This is a genomic window from Solirubrobacter deserti (genome assembly GCF_027587175.1).
GTDB classification, from domain to species: Bacteria; Actinomycetota; Thermoleophilia; order Solirubrobacterales; family Solirubrobacteraceae; genus Solirubrobacter; species Solirubrobacter deserti.
Window position 1 is genome coordinate 1 of sequence record NZ_JAPCID010000068.1, and the last position, 16,742, is coordinate 16,742.

The 16,742-nt window shown below is 66.9% G+C and carries 7 protein-coding genes and 3 rRNA genes; 3 read left to right on the forward strand and 7 right to left on the reverse strand.

The features are described from left to right. On the forward strand, positions 1-215 hold a 215-nt coding region (locus OJ962_RS30535), incomplete at its 5' end, for a hypothetical protein (RefSeq protein ID WP_270006819.1). 31 nt (positions 216-246) lie between these two features. Here OJ962_RS30535 and OJ962_RS30540 read toward each other — a convergent pair. Beyond that, positions 247-2,013, reverse strand: a complete 1,767-nt coding sequence (locus tag OJ962_RS30540) for a right-handed parallel beta-helix repeat-containing protein (protein WP_202952673.1) — start codon at positions 2,011-2,013, stop codon at positions 247-249. Positions 2,014-2,268: 255 nt separating this feature from the next. On the opposite strand from OJ962_RS30540, the gene OJ962_RS30545 reads away from it, so the two are divergent. Beyond that, positions 2,269-4,644 carry an alpha/beta hydrolase gene (locus tag OJ962_RS30545; RefSeq protein ID WP_202952672.1) on the forward strand — a complete coding sequence of 792 codons (2,376 nt, stop codon included), beginning with the start codon at positions 2,269-2,271 and terminating at the stop codon, positions 4,642-4,644. A 967-nt stretch (positions 4,645-5,611) separates the two neighbouring features. Here the strand turns inward: OJ962_RS30545 and rrf are convergent. From rrf to tyrS, 4 genes are all read right to left on the reverse strand, one after another. After that, positions 5,612-5,728 (reverse strand): 5S ribosomal RNA (gene rrf / locus OJ962_RS30550). 100 nt (positions 5,729-5,828) lie between these two features. Next, a 23S ribosomal RNA gene (locus OJ962_RS30555) occupies positions 5,829-8,813 on the reverse strand. A gap of 272 nt (positions 8,814-9,085) precedes the next feature. Beyond that, a 16S ribosomal RNA gene (locus OJ962_RS30560) occupies positions 9,086-10,632 on the reverse strand. The 16S, 23S and 5S rRNA genes sit together here, the layout of an rRNA operon. A 509-nt stretch (positions 10,633-11,141) precedes the next feature. Then, on the reverse strand, positions 11,142-12,320 hold the full coding sequence (gene tyrS, locus OJ962_RS30565) for a tyrosine--tRNA ligase (RefSeq protein ID WP_202952670.1): 1,179 nt from the start codon (positions 12,318-12,320) through the stop codon (positions 11,142-11,144). A gap of 101 nt (positions 12,321-12,421) precedes the next feature. Here tyrS and OJ962_RS30570 point away from each other — a divergent pair, with 101 nt between their 5' ends. Further along, a complete protein-coding gene (locus tag OJ962_RS30570; protein ID WP_202952669.1) occupies positions 12,422-14,797 on the forward strand; it encodes a transglycosylase domain-containing protein in 2,376 nt (791 codons plus the stop codon). 1 nt (position 14,798) lies between these two features. Here OJ962_RS30570 and OJ962_RS30575 read toward each other — a convergent pair whose 3' ends face one another. Both OJ962_RS30575 and argH read right to left on the reverse strand, forming a co-directional pair. Continuing rightward, the gene (locus tag OJ962_RS30575; RefSeq protein ID WP_202952668.1) at positions 14,799-15,461 is read right to left on the reverse strand and encodes a DNA-3-methyladenine glycosylase; all 663 of its coding nucleotides are present in this window, start codon (positions 15,459-15,461) and stop codon (positions 14,799-14,801) included. Beyond that, entirely contained in the window at positions 15,365-16,732 is a 1,368-nt protein-coding gene (argH, locus tag OJ962_RS30580; RefSeq protein ID WP_202952667.1) for an argininosuccinate lyase, read from the reverse strand. The genes OJ962_RS30575 and argH overlap by 97 nt, the downstream gene beginning before the upstream one ends. Positions 16,733-16,742 lie beyond the last annotated feature (10 nt).

Here is a 16,742-nt window from a genome sequence, read left to right on the forward strand (position 1 = left end):
GCCGCCGCCACACGCCCCGCCGCCGCCACACGCCCCGCCGCCGCCACACGCCCCGCCGCCGCCACACGCCCCGCCGCCGCCACACGCCCCGCCGCCGCCACACGCCCCGCCGCCGCCACACGCCCCGCCGCCGCCACACGCCCCGCCGCCGCCGCGCCCTTCGCCGCCGCCGAGCGCCGCTCGGCCGGTTCGTCGGGCTCAGCCCGACAAACTGACCTTGGGTGACGTGGTGGGCGCTGACCCGGTCTACGGCTTCGTGGTGGACAGCGTGTAGGTCAGGGTCTTGGCGTAGGAGCCGGTGCGCAGCGCGTCGGACGCCGCGATCGGCTGCTTGAACTCGAGCGTGACCTCGTCGTTGGAGACCGGTGCGCCGTAGGTCAGGAGCGTGAGCGGCGCGCCGGACACGGTGCCGAACGGCGTGCCAGTGTTCAGCGCGTTCAGCGCGCGGGCCTGGAGCGGCTGCGGTAGGACGAACGTCCCGTTCACGAGGTGGCCGGGCGCGACGGCGCCGGCGTCGACGACGCTCAGCGCGGCTTCGCCGGCCGTCGAGAGGACCTTCGCGGTCGAGGAGGCGACGTAGTCCTGGGGCACGCCCGGGACGAACGGCTCGAAGGCCGCGGCCGTGCCGACGCTCAGCGACAGGGCGGGTGCGACCGAGCCGGTGACGTCGCCCGTGGTCGACGAGCTCACCCGCGGCACGTCGAGCTCGGTGGAGACGACGGTGGTCTGGCCCGAGGAGTCGGTGATCTTCGCCGTCAGGACGACGTGGTCGCCGATGTGCTCGTAGGCGGGGCGGTACTCGAACTCGTAGGGGGTGCGGCCGACCGCGCCGACCGGGATGCCGTTCGCCGTGAGCTCGACCGACTTGACGCCGAAGTCGTCCGCGGCGACGACGACCGGGTAGATCGTCTCGTCCCAGGCGACGGTGGTCGGGCCGAACGGATCGACGATGGCGCCCGTCGGGGGCGCGTCGACGACGGCGCCGGGGGCACTCGGCGCGGTCGGTGCCTCGCTCAGGACGTCGCCCACCTCGACCGGGCCGGTCGTGGTGCTCGTACCCCAGAAGTTGCCGCCGACCGCGGCCGCGACCGTGCCGGTGTTGAGGAGGCCGCCGAGCAGGCTCGAACCGGACGCGGACCAGGCGCGCACGACCGGGTTGCTCGGATCGGGCCCGGTCTCGGCGTCGGTGAGCGTCACCGCGCCGGTGATCACGCTCCCGGTGATCGAGCCGCGCTGCCCGTACGTGTAGCTGACCGGTCCCTCGACGCGCGAGCCGGTGATCACGCCGTAGGCCTTGATGCCCGACCGGACTGTGGTGGTGGCGGTGCCGTCGGCGCCGCGGGCGTCGTCGAACAGCACTGAACCGGTGACCAGCGACTTCTCGAGCACGACCTCGCGCCGGACGCCGGCCTCGGCGCCCTGGAGCGAGTTGGTCATCACGACGCCGTACGAGTAGGGTCCACCTTCTGCCTTGATGGTGCCGATCCGGCTGTTGAGCAGCAGCCCGCTCGTGTTGAAGAACGCGAGCCCCGCCTCCGCGTAGGTGTGCGGGGACTCGATGGTGACGCCGGAGATGTCGACGAAGTTCTCGTTGTCGTCCGTCGCGCCGAGCGACTGGCGCGCGACCGTGACCACGTTGCCGCCGCCGTCGCGCAGGTACGGCGCGGTGCCGGCGAGTGAGGCGCCCAGCGCCGACGCCGGCCGGATGAAGACCTTATTCGCCCCCGCGCCCTTGAGCGTCAAGGGCTTGGTGATCGTCAAGCCGTTGCGCGAGCCGGCCTGGCTGGGCGTGTTGTTGCCCGACGTCGGGACGGACTGCTCCTCGTAGATCCCCGCGCAGATCACGACGGTGTCCCACGGCGCGGCCTGGTTGACGGCCGCCTGGATCGAGGTGAAGGCGGCGTTCGGGCAGTCGGCCTTGTCGTCGTCGACCGTCCAGGTCGACGCGTAGGCGCTGGTCGGGGCGAGCGCCGCGATCAGGGCGGCGGCCACCACGGCGGGGACTCGGTTCATGTGAACGGTGGGACCTTTGTCGAAGGTGATCGAGCCGCGCAGCCGTCAGTGGCGCGCGGTTGGAGCGGCCGCAATCTACGTGGACCGCAGGTCCCCTTGTTATGTGAATCCGGTCGGTCGTTGCCTGGTCACCTTTCTACCGGCGGTCCACACATGAGGACCCCGTCGCGGACGTACGATGCCGCCGCTTCGCCGCGCACGGCTGGTCGCCGTGCCAGCACGGACGCACTCATGAACCGACAGCACGGAGACCTGGTGACCCCTGCCCTGAAGGCCATCGCCCTGGCGCTTTTCCTCGCGGTGCTCGCGCCGGCGACCTCCCTGGCCGCACCGCCCGACCCGATGACGCGCGGCCCGTACAGCGTGACGACGCTCGATCCCTTGCGGATCGGCACGGTCAACCTGCAGGAGCCCAACGCGGCCGGCGGCGGCCTCACCAACCAGGCGTCCGCCGTCACGCTGCAGCTGCGCGGCTCGATCTACTACCCGGCCAACCGGGCGAGCGGCTCGCCCGTGATCGTCCTCGTGCACGGCAACCACGCGAGCTGCGACACGGGTTCGGCCCCGAACTGCACCGCCTTCAAGCGCAACGACCGCGGCTATGCCTACCTGGGCGAGAACCTCGCGAGCTGGGGCTACACGGTCGCGTCGATCGACCAGGACCAGCTCATGTACTACCAGGACAGCGCCTTCGGCAAGGGCATGCACCAGCGCCGCCTGATCATCGCCGCGATGCTCGACGCGCTCTATGACGCGAACGCCGGCGCGATCCCCGACAGCGCCGACAGCAACATCGGCGGCGCGCTCGTCGGCAAGCTCGACTTCTCGCGCGTCGGCCTGATGGGTCACTCGCGCGGCGGCGATGCCGTCTCCAGCTTCATCGACTACAACCGCACGCGCCCCGCCCCGGGCCGCAAGTACAACCTGCGCGGCGTGATCGCGCTCGCACCCGTCGACTACGAGCGCCGCGCGCCGTATGGCATGCCATACATGACGATGTTCGGCTACTGCGAAGGTGACGTCACGAACCTGCAGGGCGCGCGGCTGTTCGAGCGCAGCCAGTACATCCAGCCCGACGATCCGTTCCCGCGCATCCAGATCTCGCTGCTCGGCGGCAACCACAACTGGTTCAACTCGGTCTGGTACGCCGACGGCGACGACGCCAGCGGCACCGACGCCGCGTGCGGCACCAGCCAGCCGAACAACACCCGATTGAGCGGCGGCACCTACGACCGCGACACCCGCGGCTCCGGCGACCCTGCCCTGATGGGCGACCAGCCCAAGATCGGCCTGGCGCTCATGAGCGCGTTCTTCCGCCGCTACGTCGGCGGTGACGTCGCGTTCGATCCGTACATGACGGGCGAGCTCAGCGAGAACGGCGGAGCGCCGCAGATCCCGGCGTCCGCCTGCCCGACCTCCGCGTCCGGCGTGCGCATGCCGTGCGAGGAGCGCGTGCTGACGACGTACTTCGCCGAACCCGCGGCACGGCGGGACGTGCTGCGCCCGGAGACGGACAATCCGCTGACGGTGAGCGCGCTCGGCACGTCGATCACCGGCAGCGGCTTCTCGAACCCGTACCTGACGGGCGGCGGCATCAACCCGATCCCGCCGACCACGGCCGGCGGCTTCGACTGGTGCAACCCGGAGCCGCTGCACTTCACGCCCTCGCTGGTCGGCGTGACCGGACTGCCGACCGCCACCAAGGGCTGCCCGCTCCCGGCGGCCAACGCGCTCGGCGGCCAGAGCGCGACGCGTGAGGGAGCCCCGGTCAACCACTCCTACGGCCTGCAGCTCGCGCTGGCGTGGGACCAGCCCGCGACGATCGGGACGCGCATCCCGGCCGCGTCCGGCGACGTCCGCGCCTTCAAGGCCCTCGCGCTGGACGCCGCGGTGAACTTCTTCGACCCGCGCAACCCCGCCCGCACCGGCGAGGCGATCTGGAACCCGGCCGCCACGACCCAGGACTTCTCGATCGTCGTCGCCGACAAGGCCGGCAAGGAAGGCGTCGTGTCCGCCGCGTCGCCGCGCTACGGCAACGCGCTGCACCAGACCACCGGGTCGACGACCACCCGTACGCACATCGTGCTCAACCAGATCCGTGTCCCGCTGAGTGACTTCGCCGCGCAGGGTGTGGACCTGGCGAACCTCCGCAAGCTCGAGCTGCGCTTCGGCGGTGCCGGCAAGCCGGCGACCGGCTCCATCCAGCTCGCCGACGTGCGCTTCCAGGAGGCCGCAGCGGGATCGGCCGTGTATACGGACAAGCTCGCCGACGTCCCGCCGACGGTCGCCCCGGGCGCTGCGGCCGAGGCGGCGGCTGCCGGCGCGACCCCGCAAGCGGTCGCGGCCCCGGCGGCCAGGAGCGTCGCCGCGGCGGCCCCGGGTGCGAGCTGCACCGCGGTACCCACAGTCACCGCGGTCAAGGTCACCCGCGGCAAGCTGGTCGCCAAGGGCAAGGCGGGCTGCGCCGCCACGGTGAACGTGGCGATTGCGAAGGTCGGCCAGGCGAGCAAGAGCAAGGCGGTGCGGGCCAGGGTCGCGGCCGGCCGCTGGACGGCGACCGCAAAGCTCGCCCAGGGCAAGTACAACCTGAAGGTCGCGGCGGGCAAGGCGAAGGTCTTCACCGTCCGGTAGTCGCTGGTCACCGCTGAGGTGCCGACGCCGCCGAGGGAGACCTCGGCGGCGTCGGTGGTTAAGCGGCGCGAGCGCAGCCGCGACCGGCGCGACGAAGCGGCCGCGTAGGCGCGGCGGGGACCGAGGGGTCGACGAACGGCGCAGCGAGGGTCGAGCGGGTCGACGAACGGCGCAGCGGGCGCCGAGGGGGTCGACCAACGGCGCAGCGGGCGCCGAGGGGGTCGACCAACGGCGCAGCGGGCGCCGAGGGGGTCGACCAACGGCGCAGCGGGCGCCGAGGGGGTCGACCAACGGCGCAGCGGGCGCCGAGGGGGTCGACCAACGGCGCAGCGGGCGCCGAGGGGGTCGACCAACGGCGCAGCGAGGGGTGTGGCGAAACCGCAGTCGCGCAGAGGCCGGGTCCGCGCATCGGGCGTGGAGAGCCACGGCAACGCGCGTCACGCGTGGGAGAACCACGGCGGCCCGCACTAAGCGTGGGAGAGCCACGGCGCGGAGAGGCCGGCGAACTGGGCAGCGAGGGGGCCGCAGCCGAGGGCGCGTAGGCGTCGGAGACGGCGCATCGAGGGATCTCGGACCCGCCACGCGGTGGCGGCGGTCGGAAAGGTCCGCTCAGCGACCGTTTGCGACCTCACCCCCGCTGGGCGCGCGTGCCAGGCGCCTCGGATCTCGCCGCGAGGAGACGGCGGCTCGCTCGTCGAGACGAAGCGGAGATGGCGGCGGCCTGCGAGGCGGGCGGCGCGGCAGCGCGCGACGCGGCCGGCGCCGATCACCCCCGGCGTGCGACCGCCGCGGGCGAAGCACGGCCCGCCACGCGTTCGGCGGTGATCCCGCATCGCGATCGCCATACTCGCGGGCGGAGGCGTTCGCCCCTCAGCCGGCCCGATCCGGTCCGCGCGGCCGGCGCGGAAGCGTATGCGGCCCCTAGAACGCAAAAGAGCCGCCCCACGGGGCGGCTCAGTTATGTAAGGACCGGCGGCGACCTACTCTCCCAGGCCCTTTCAGGCCAAGTACCATCGGCGCTACGGGGCTTGACTGCTCTGTTCGGAATGGGAAGAGGTATTTCCCCCGTGCAATAGCCACCGGAAACTTGTCAAGACCACGCCTCGCGTGGACCTTCAAAACTGCACAACCCGCCAACGAACGGGCACCACTAAATCTGTATCCCCTGCGAAGGGGTAAATATATCCGTCAAGCCCTCGACCCATTAGTACCGGTCTGCTACGGACATTACTGCCCTTCCACATCCGGCCTATCAACCTGGTGGTCTACCAGGGGTCTTACCCTCTCGAGGAGGTGGGAGAGTTCATCTTGAGGCCGGCTTCCCGCTTAGATGCCTTCAGCGGTTATCCGATCCGCACGTAGCTAACCTGCGGTGCCCTTGGCAGGACAACAGATACACCAGAGGTGCGTTCATCCCGGTCCTCTCGTACTAGGGACGAATCCTCTCAACTCTCCAACGCCCACGGCAGATAGGGACCGAACTGTCTCACGACGTTCTGAACCCAGCTCGCGTACCGCTTTAATGGGCGAACAGCCCAACCCTTGGGACCTACTTCAGCCCCAGGATGCGACGAGCCGACATCGAGGTGCCAAACCGAGTCGTCGATGTGGACTCTTGGACTCGATAAGCCTGTTATCCCCGGAGTACCTTTTATCCGTTGAGCGACGGCACTTCCACTTGCTACCGCCGGATCACTAAAGCCTGCTTTCGCACCTGCTCGACCTGTCGGTCTCACAGTCAAGCTCCCTTGCTGCTTTTGCACTCTACGTACGATTTCCAACCGTACTGAGGGAACCTTTGCGCGCCTCCGTTACATTTTGGGAGGCGACCGCCCCAGTCAAACTACCCGCCTGGCACTGTTCACTGCCCGGATAACGGCGCAGTGTTAGAAGCACAATACATCAAGGGAGGTATCTCAAGGTTGGCTCCACGCCAGCCGCAGCCAGCGCTTCAAAGCCTCCCTCCTATCCTGAGCGAGATGCACCGCACTCCAATACCAGGTTGTAGTAAAGGTTCACGGGGTCTTTCCGTCTAGCCGCGGGTACTCGGCATCTTCACCGAGACTGCAATTTCACCGAGCCCATCGTTGAGACAGCGTTCAACTCGTTACGCCATTCGTGCAGGTCGGAACTTACCCGACAAGGAATTTCGCTACCTTAGGACGGTTATAGTTACCGCCGCCGTTTACCGGGGCTTAGTTTCAGTGCTTCGGCTTGCGCCTAACACCTCCACGTAACCTTCCGGCACCGGGCAGGCGTCAGCCCCTATACGTCGTCTTACGACTTAGCAGAGACCTGTGTTTTTGGTAAACAGTCGGTTGAACCTATTCACTGCGGCCCTCTCGGGCTCCGCACGCGAGGTGCTTCACCCTACTGGGGCGCTCCTTATCCCGAAGTTACGGAGCGATTTTGCCGAGTTCCTTAACGATGGTTATCTCGATCACCTTAGTATTCTCTACTTTCCCACCTGTGTCGGTTTTGGTACGGGCACGTATGCTTCTCCCTAGAGGCTTTTCTTGGAGGCATGGCGTCCGGGACTCGCCGGCTTACAGCCAGCTGTCATCGCGCCTCAGGTTATGGAGCTCCGCATTTTTCATGAGCTCCCCCTACACGCTTGACCCAGGACTACCGTCGCCTGGGTTCCCATAACCTTCCCCGTCCCCCCATCGGTCAAATGAAGATCCGTGGTACAGGAATATCAACCTGTTGTCCATCGACTACGCCTTTCGGCCTCGCCTTAGGTCCCGACTAACCCTGAGCAGACGAACTTTACTCAGGAATCCTTAGGAAATCGGTGGAGGGGATTCTCACCCCTCTTTCGTTACTCATGCCGGCATTCTCACTTCCCAGGGCTCCACGGCTGGGTTCCCCCGCCGCTTCACTGCCATGGGAACGCTCTCCTACCGCTCGCTTGCGCGAACCCGAAGCTTCGGTGTCTAGCTTGAGCCCCGTTACATTATCCGCGCCCGGACACTTGACCAGTGAGCTGTTACGCACTCTTTCAAGGATGGCTGCCTCTAAGCCAACCTCCTGGTTGTCTATGCACCCGGACATCGTTTGCCACTTAGCTAGAACTTAGGGACCTTAGCTGTCGGTCTGGGCTGTTTCCCTCTTGACGCTGAAGTTTATCCCCCAGCAACTGACTCCCGGAGTAGCCGTGACGGTCTTCGGAGTTTGCCTGATTTCGGTAAGCTGGTAGGCCCCCTAGACCAAACAGTGCTCTACGGCCGCCACGGAATTGATCCGAGGCTATACCTAAATATATTTCGGAGAGAACCAGATATCTCTGAGCTTGATTAGCCTTTCACTCCGACCCACAGGTCATCCGCCCAGTTTTCAACCTAGGTCGGTTCGGTCCTCCACGCGGTCTTACCCGCGCTTCAACCTGCCCATGGGTAGCTCGCTCAGTTTCGGGTCTACCGCCTACGACTAAATCGCCCTATTCGGACTCGCTTTCGCTTCGGCTCCGCTCATCGCTTAACCTTGCCGCAGACGAGTAACTCGCCGGCTCGTTATGCAAAAAGCACGCCGTCACAGAACAAGTCTGCTCCGACCGCTTGTAGGCACGCGGTTTCAGGTACTATTTCACTCCCCTTCCGGGGTACTTTTCACCTTTCCCTCACGGTACTTGTCCGCTATCGGTCACCAGGGAGTACTTAGCCTTGGAGGGTGGTCCCCCCAGATTCAGTCCGCGTTTCACGGGAGCGGACCTACTCAGGTACCTCATCGGGAGATCAGCTCGATTTCGCTTACGGGACGATTGCCCTCTATGGTGCGCGGTTCCACGCGCTTCAGCTATCGACTGATTTGGTAACTCCCGCCGAGAAACGCACTTCTCGGACAGAGGCCCTACAACCCCGACCCGGCAACGCGTGCGCGCTTACACCGGTCCGGTTTGGGCTATTCCCCTTTCGCTCGCCACTACTCGGGGAGTCTCGGTTGATTTCCTTTCCTCCGGGTACTGAGATGTTTCAGTTCCCCGGCTTGCCCCCTGCCCGCCTATATATTCAGCGGGAGGTAACGCCGTATTAACAGCGCTGGGTTTCCCCATTCGGGAATCCGCGGGTCACTGGCTATTCAGCGCCTCACCGCGGCTTATCGCAGCCGTTCACGCCCTTCATCGACTCCTGGTGCCAAGGCATCCACCATGTGCCCTTCCTATCTTGACGGTGATCCGCAATTACTTGCGTAATTGCAGGTGATACCCGTTCATACCGGCCACTTTGCGATGGCCGGTACTTCGTTGGCATGATTGTGCAGTTTTCAAGGTCCGCTTCGAGGCGTCGCCCGGATTGGGCGGACGGTCTCTCAAAACTCAACAGCATGCCCGTGCTAGGCGCACGAGCCAGGTCCGGTCGACGTTAGGTACCGAGTCAAACTCGAGAAGGACGTTGTGCCCTTCTGGTTGTCGCCGGCGCTCCAAGTCCTGGAGCTTCCCTAGAAAGGAGGTGATCCAGCCGCACCTTCCGGTACGGCTACCTTGTTACGACTTCACCCCAGTCACGAGCCCCACCTTCGACGGCTCCCTCCCAAAAGGGTTAGGCCACCGGCTTCGGGTGTTGCTTGCTTCCATGGTGTGACGGGCGGTGTGTACAAGGCCCGGGAACGTATTCACCGCGGCAATGCTGATCCGCGATTACTAGCAACTCCGCCTTCATGCAGGCGGGTTTCAGCCTGCAATCCGAACCGAGACGCGCTTTAAGGGATTCGCTCCACCTCGCGGTATCGCAGCCCTCTGTACGCGCCAATGTAGCACGTGTGTAGCCCTGGACATAAGGGGCATGATGACTTGACGTCATCCCCACCTTCCTCCGGTTTGTCACCGGCAGTCTCGCATGAGTCCCCAACTAAATGCTGGCAACATGCGACGGGGGTTGCGCTCGTTGCGGGACTTAACCCAACATCTCACGACACGAGCTGACGACAGCCATGCACCACCTGTGATCCTGCCCCGAAGGGAAGCCCTGTTTCCAGGGATGTCAGGAACATGTCAAGCCCAGGTAAGGTTCTTCGCGTTGCGTCGAATTAAACCACATGCTCCGCTGCTTGTGCGGGCCCCCGTCAATTCCTTTGAGTTTTAGCCTTGCGGCCGTACTCCCCAGGCGGGGCACTTAATGCGTTAGCTTCGGCACGGAGGGAGTCGACACCCCCCACACCTAGTGCCCATCGTTTACAGCGTGGACTACCAGGGTATCTAATCCTGTTTGCTCCCCACGCTTTCGCGTCTCAGCGTCAGTAACGTCCCAGCGAGCTGCCTTCGCAATTGGTGTTCCTCCTGATATCTGCGCATTTCACCGCTACACCAGGAATTCCACTCGCCTCTTCCGTACTCAAGCCCGACAGTATCCACCGGCATCCGAGGGTTGAGCCCCCGACTTTCACAGCGGACTTACCGGACCGCCTACACGCGCTTTACGCCCAATGATTCCGGACAACGCTAGCCCCCTACGTATTACCGCGGCTGCTGGCACGTAGTTAGCCGGGGCTTCTTCTGAAGGTACCGTCACTCCACAGGGCTATTAACCCTGGAAGCTTCGTCCCAACTGAAAGGGGTTTACAACCCGAAGGCCTTCTTCCCCCACGCGGCGTTGCTGCGTCACGCTTTCGCGCATTGCGCAAGATTCCCCACTGCTGCCTCCCGTAGGAGTCTGGGCCGTGTCTCAGTCCCAGTGTGGCTGATCGTCCTCTCAGACCAGCTACCCATCGTCGCCTTGGTAGGCCGTTACCCCACCAACAAGCTAATGGGCCGCGGGCCCGTCCCGATGCGAAGGCCGAAGCTATCTTTGCTGAATCCCCTTACGAGAAGTCAGAACATCCGGTATTAGCCCGAGTTTCCTCGGGTTGTCCCGGTCATCGGGGTGGGTTACCCACGTGTTACTCACCCGTTCGCGGCTCTGCCACGGGCCGAAGCCCGCTTCGTCGCTCCACTTGCATGTGTTAAGCACGCCGCCAGCGTTCGTCCTGAGCCAGGATCAAACTCTCCGTGAAGAACTTCACAAAGAGTGTCTCTCGCTACTCGAGAGCCGGCCAGTACACATGAGGCCGGCTGAGCGATTGACAGGGTTACTGCTCAGTACTGCTGGTACTTCTTACTACTTGATTCCTTATTCCGTCCGGAGCTCGGGTAGAGCCCCGCCGGAGTAACGAAACCTGGACACTCCGATGACAAGGAAAGTCATCAGAAGTGCATGCTGTTGAGTTTTCAAAGACCGCTGCGCCTCGCTCGGGCGGGGATTCCGCCGGGTGCTGCGCTATGTTGAGAGCCTAGCAGCCCTCTGTGCCGTTGCCTTTCGGCTTCGGCCCGAAACCTTGGCGGCTCCGGGACGAGAAGCTTAGCGCTTCCGTTCCCGGCGCCTTTCGGCTCCGGCCCCAGAGCTTAGCGCTCTGAGCGGGCGGTGAAGTCTAGCGCACCCGGGGCCCGGAACACAATCCAGTCGGCTCCGGCCGGGCTTGCCGCCCCCAACCGCGGCGCAGAAGAGTAGCACCGGCCTTTCGGCCTACAAGAGGTTGGCCGAAGAAATTTTGATTCGGCGGAATTGGCGCTTGCCGAGCTGCATCACGCGGCCGTCCAGCGTGGACGCCGGCACGTCGAGCGGATCGGCGGGCACAGGCTCGCCGTCGAGCTTGACCCCGCCCTGCTGCAGCCGGCGCCGTGCCTCCGACCGGGAGCCGCCGAAGAGCTCGACGATCACCGCCGGCAGATGCAGGTCTCCCCCGTTGGCCGAGAGCACGACTTCCTCGATCTCGTCGGGCATTCCGCCTTCGCGGAAGACGGCGTCGAAGTTTCGTTCCGCGGCGTGAGCCTTTTCCTCGGAATGGAACCGGGCCACGAGTGCGCGCGCGAGGGCGCGCTTCGCGTCGCGCGGGCCCAGTTCGGGCGGCGGCTCGCTTCCGAGCAGCAGCCCGTACCAGGACTCGATCTGCTCGTCGGGGATGCTCAGCGTCCGTCCGTACATCGTCCCGGGGTCGTCGGTGATCCCGATCTGGTTGCCGAAGGACTTCGACATCTTGCGCGTGCCGTCGAGCCCGTTGAGCAGTGGCATGGTCAGCACGATCTGCGACGGCTGCCCGTAACTGGACTGCAGGGCACGGCCCATGTGCAGGTTGAACGTCTGGTCGGTGCCGCCGAGCTCGACGTCGGCCTTCACCGCCACCGAGTCGTACCCCTGAAGCACGGGGTACAGGAACTCCAACAGTGAGATCGGCTCGGCCGCGGCCATGCGCTTGGCGAAGTCGTCGCGTTCCAGCAGGCGGGCGATCGTGACCGTCCGGACGATCCGGAACAGGTCCTCCATCTCCATGTCCAGCCACTCCGAGTTGCGGCGGACCTCCAGCCGCTCGTCGTCGGCGAGCACCTTGGTCGCCTGCGCGAGGTAGGTCTCGGCGTGCGCGTCGATCTGCTCCGGTGACAGCACGGGGCGTGTCGCCGAGCGCCCCGACGGGTCACCCACGCGGGCGGTGTAGTCGCCCACGATCAACACCACGGTGTGGCCGAGGTCCTGGAACTCCCGCAGCTTCTGGAGCACCACGGTGTGGCCGAGATGCAGGTCCGGGGCGGTGGGGTCGAGGCCGAGCTTGACGCGCAGCGGCCGGCCCGCCTCCAGGCGCTCCTTCAGCGCCCCCTCAGGCGAGACCTCAACGGCGTTGCGAGCCAGAAAGAGCGCTGGGGAATCCATCCGCCCCAATGCTAGAGTCCGAAGCCCGGCCGGGCCTGGTCCGCCCGCCGTGATCGGCCCGGTTCGAGCCCTCTGCTTGGCACCGGGGCCCCGCACCTGTCATGAGTGACGAGCGAACCACCACCATCCCGAGCGAGGACGAAGGCCTCAACGGGAACGGCTCGGTGGTCCAGTTCCCGCGCTCGCGTACGCGCGCGCGTAAGCAGGAGCGGCGGCGGATTCGTCTCTGGCTGCGCCGCAAGCGCAAGAAGCGCTTCCGCATCCGCAAGCTGCGGGTCCTGATCGTCCTGTTCTTCCTCGGCGTCCTGGCCGCGATCTCGACCGCCTTCGGCATGTTCATGGCGCTCGCGGCAGACCTGCCGAAGCTCGAGAACGCGCCCGACGTCTCCAAGCCGTCGGTGCTGCTCGACAAGCGCGGCGAGGAGATCGGCACGCTCACCGGCAACGAGCGGCGCATCTACCTCGCCGAGGACCAGATCGCGGACGTGATGAAGCAGGCGATCGTCGCGATCGAGGACCGGCGTTTCTGGACGAACTCCGGTGTCGACGTCAAGGGCATCGCGCGCGCGGCGTTCCAGAACACGACCGAGGGCCGGACCGTCTCGGGCGCCTCCACGATTCCGCAGCAGTACATCAAGATCTCCCTCGCGGCCGAGAACAACCGCACGGCGTTCCAGAAGCTGCGCGAGGCGGCGCTCGCCTACCAGCTGACGCGCCGGTGGTCCAAGGACCGCATCCTGCGCAACTACCTGAACACGATCTACTTCGGCAACGGCGCGTACGGGATCGAGTCCGCGGCGCGCACCTACTTCGGGTACAACCACGACAAGTGCGAGCCGGAGTGCGCGAAGGAGCTGCTCCCGCACGAGGCCGCGATGCTCGCCGGCATCGTGGCCTCGCCGAGCGCCTACGATCCGGCGCAGCACCCGAAGGCCGCCCGTGAACGCCGCGATCTCGTCCTGCAGCGCATGTTCGAGCAGGGCTACATCCCGCGCGACGTGTACGAGTACGGCAAGGCGCAGGCTCCTCCGAGCCGGTACGACCTGACGTATCCGAAGGAGGACACGAAGTACCCGTACTTCACCTCCTGGGTCAAGCAGCAGGTCGTCGACCAGCTCGGCGGCGGCCAGCAGGGCGCGCGGCTCGCGTTCGACGGTGGCCTGAAGGTCAAGACGACGATCGACTCGCGCCTGCAGAGCGCCGCGCAGCGGGCGATCAAGGACTGGCTGGGCGAGAGCGGCCCGCGCGCATCGCTCGTCGCCATCTCCAACAAGGACGGCATGGTGCGCGCGATGGTCGGCGGTGACGACTCGAAGTTCGACTCGAGCCCGTTCAACCTCGCGACGCAGGGTCAGCGCCAGCCCGGGTCGGCGTTCAAGCCGTTCGTGCTGGCCGAGGCGCTCAAGCGCGGAATCAGCCCGGGCTCGACCTGGGAGTCCAAGAAGCGCACGTACATCCTCAAGGGCGGCGAGCGCTTCACCGTCAACAACTACGACGACTCCTACCTCGGGGTGACGACGCTCGCGAACGCGACGACGTTCTCCGACAACGCCGTCTATGTGCAGGTGGCCAAGGAGGTCGGGACCAAGCGCGTCGCGCGGCTGGCCCGGGACATGGGCATCCGCACGCCGGTCTCGACCAACCTCGCGGTGGCGCTCGGCGGCCTGCGGCAGGGTGTCACGCCGCTCGACATGGCGCACGCGTACCAGACGTTCGCCACCGGCGGACTGCTGGTCACCGGCAGCCTCTCGCCCGGGCAGAGCGAGAAGAAGCGGCCCGTGCCCGGCCCGGTGGGCATCGAGCGCATGCAGCAGGGCGAGGGCAAGAAGGCCAAGGTCGTGGAGACCGCTGACGGCCGGCGCATGGTCAACAAGCGCGAGCGCCGGCGGGTGCTCAAGCCCGAGATCGCCTCGGAGGTCTCGCGCATCCTGCAGACCGTCGTCAAGGACGGCACCGCCGAGCGGGCGCAGATCCCCGGCGTGATGGTGGCGGGCAAGACCGGCACCACCGAGTCCTACGGCGACGCCTGGTTCGTCGGCTGGACGAAGGAGTACACCGTCGCCGTCTGGGTCGGCTACCCGGACGAGTTCAAGCCGATGGAGACCGAGTTCCGGGGCGAGCCGGTCGCGGGCGGCACCTACCCCGCCGCGATCTGGAAGAGCTTCATGATGTCGCTGCTGAAGGTCGACCCGCTGCCCAAGGCCGACGGCGGTGACGGCCGCGCGAAGCCGTCCCCGACGCCGGGCACGGTGACCCCGGGCGTGACCCCGGCGCCCACCGCGGTCCCGCCCTCGGCCAACGACACCCAGCAGACCCCGCCCACGGAGGAGACGGCGCCGCCGCCGGCCACCGAGCCGGAGGTCACCCCGCCGCCGGTGGCGACGCCGCCCCCGACGGCCACCGAGCCGCCGCCCACCGACCCAGGGGCCGGCGGGGTCCAGCCGCCGGCCACCGACGGCGCCGGCGCGACCGGCTGACTTACGCCGCGAGCGAAGCGCGGAACCCGGGCGGCCAGGGCCGGGACACGTCGCGGACGCCCAGGGCGCAGAACCGCCACGGCAGCTCGGCGGCCTTGGTGATCCCGATCCGCGTCCCCGTGACGTACTCCAATGGCTCGCCGCGACGGATCACGATCGGCCCGTCGACGAGCGAGGTGTCGTTCTCGGTCAACCCGATGCCCATCGCCTGAGTCAGCTTGCCCGGCCCGTTGCACAGCTCGGCGCCGCCGCGCCGCTCGCGCATCGCCGCCAGGCCCTCGAGCGGTTCCAGCGCGCGGATGAGCACCGCCGCGCCGACGTCCTCCGGTTCGCACACCGCGTTGAGCAGCGCGTGGATGCCGTAGGACCGGTACACGTACGCCGTGCCGGGGCCGCGGAACAGGACCGACGTGCGGGCGGTCAGGCCGACATAGGCGTGGCAGGCGGCCTCGCTCATGTGGTAGGCCTCCGTCTCCACGATCCTGCCGGCACAGCCCTCGAACTCGACGATGCAGCCGAGCAGATCCGGCGCCACCTCGAGCACCGGCCGGTCGTAGAACGCGGTCTCTAAGAGGTCCGATCCAGCGCTGCCTTCGCGTGGGCGAGCTGCTCGCGCACGCGCGCCAGCGCGGTCCCGCCCTCGCTCTCCTTGGACTCCAGCCACGCCCCTTGGGATAGCACCGCGTAGAAGTCGTCGTCCAGGACCTCAGAGTGCTCGCGGAGCTCCTCGCGGGTCAGCTGGGAGAGCACGCGGCCCGACTCGACCGCGGTCCGGACCAGCCCGGCGACCACGCCGTGCGCCTGCCGGAACGGGACGCCGCGCTTGACGAGCATGTCGGCGACATCGACGGCGGCGAGCATCTCGTCCGTCGCGGCGGCGGCGAGCCGCTCGCGCTTGAACGTCATGGACTCGAGCATCCCGCGGGCGGCGGCCAGGGACAGCTCCAGCGTGTCCACGGCGTCGAACAGGTGCTCCTTGTCCTCCTGCATGTCCTTGTTGTAGGTCAGCGGCAGCGCGTGCATCACACCGTGGAGGCCGCTCAGATGGGACACGATCCGCGGCGCCTTCGCCCGCAGCAGCTCCGCGGCGTCCGGGTTCTTCTTCTGCGGCATGATCGACGACGACGAAGCCCAGTCGTCGCGCACCTCGCAGAAGCCGAACTCCTCCGAGCTCCACAGCACGATCTCGGCGCCGAGCCGTGACAGATGCGTCGCGCAGGTGGCGGCCGCGTTCAGGTAGTCGAGCACGAAGTCGCGGTTGGAGACCGCGTCGATCGAGTTCGGCACCACGCCCGCGAACCCGAGCTCGGACGCCACCAGCCGGCGATCCGTCGCGAAGTTCACGCCGGCCAGCGCGCCCGCGCCCAGCGGCAGCTCGCTCGTCCCGCCCAGCACCAGCTCGAACCGCGCGGCATCGCGCCGGAACATCCAGAAGTAGGCCAGCAGGTGATGCGAGAGATACACCGGCTGCGCGCGCTGCAGGTGCGTGTAGCCGGGCATCGGCCAGTCCAGGTGCGCCTCGGCCACGCGCACGAGCACGGTCTGCAGGTCCTGCAGCGCCTCGATCGCCCGCAACGCGTGCGCGCGGGTGAACATCGCCATGTCGGTCGCGACCTGGTCGTTGCGCGAACGCGCGGTGTGCAGCTTGCCGCCCACCGCGCCGACGATCTCGGTCAGCCGCCGCTCGACGGCCATGTGGATGTCCTCGTCGTCTTCGAGGAACTTGAACTCGTTGGCGTCGAGCTCGGCCTGGACGCGATCGAGGCCCTTGAGCAGCTCGTCGCGGTCGGCGTCGGTGATGATCCCGGCCGCCGCGAGCATCGTCGCGTGCGCGCGCGACTGCTCGACGTCATAGGGATAGAGGCGCCAATCGAAGCCGATCGACGCGTTCATCGTCACGAAGACGGGATCCGGAGGCAGGGAGAAGCGGGACATCGCCCGCCAT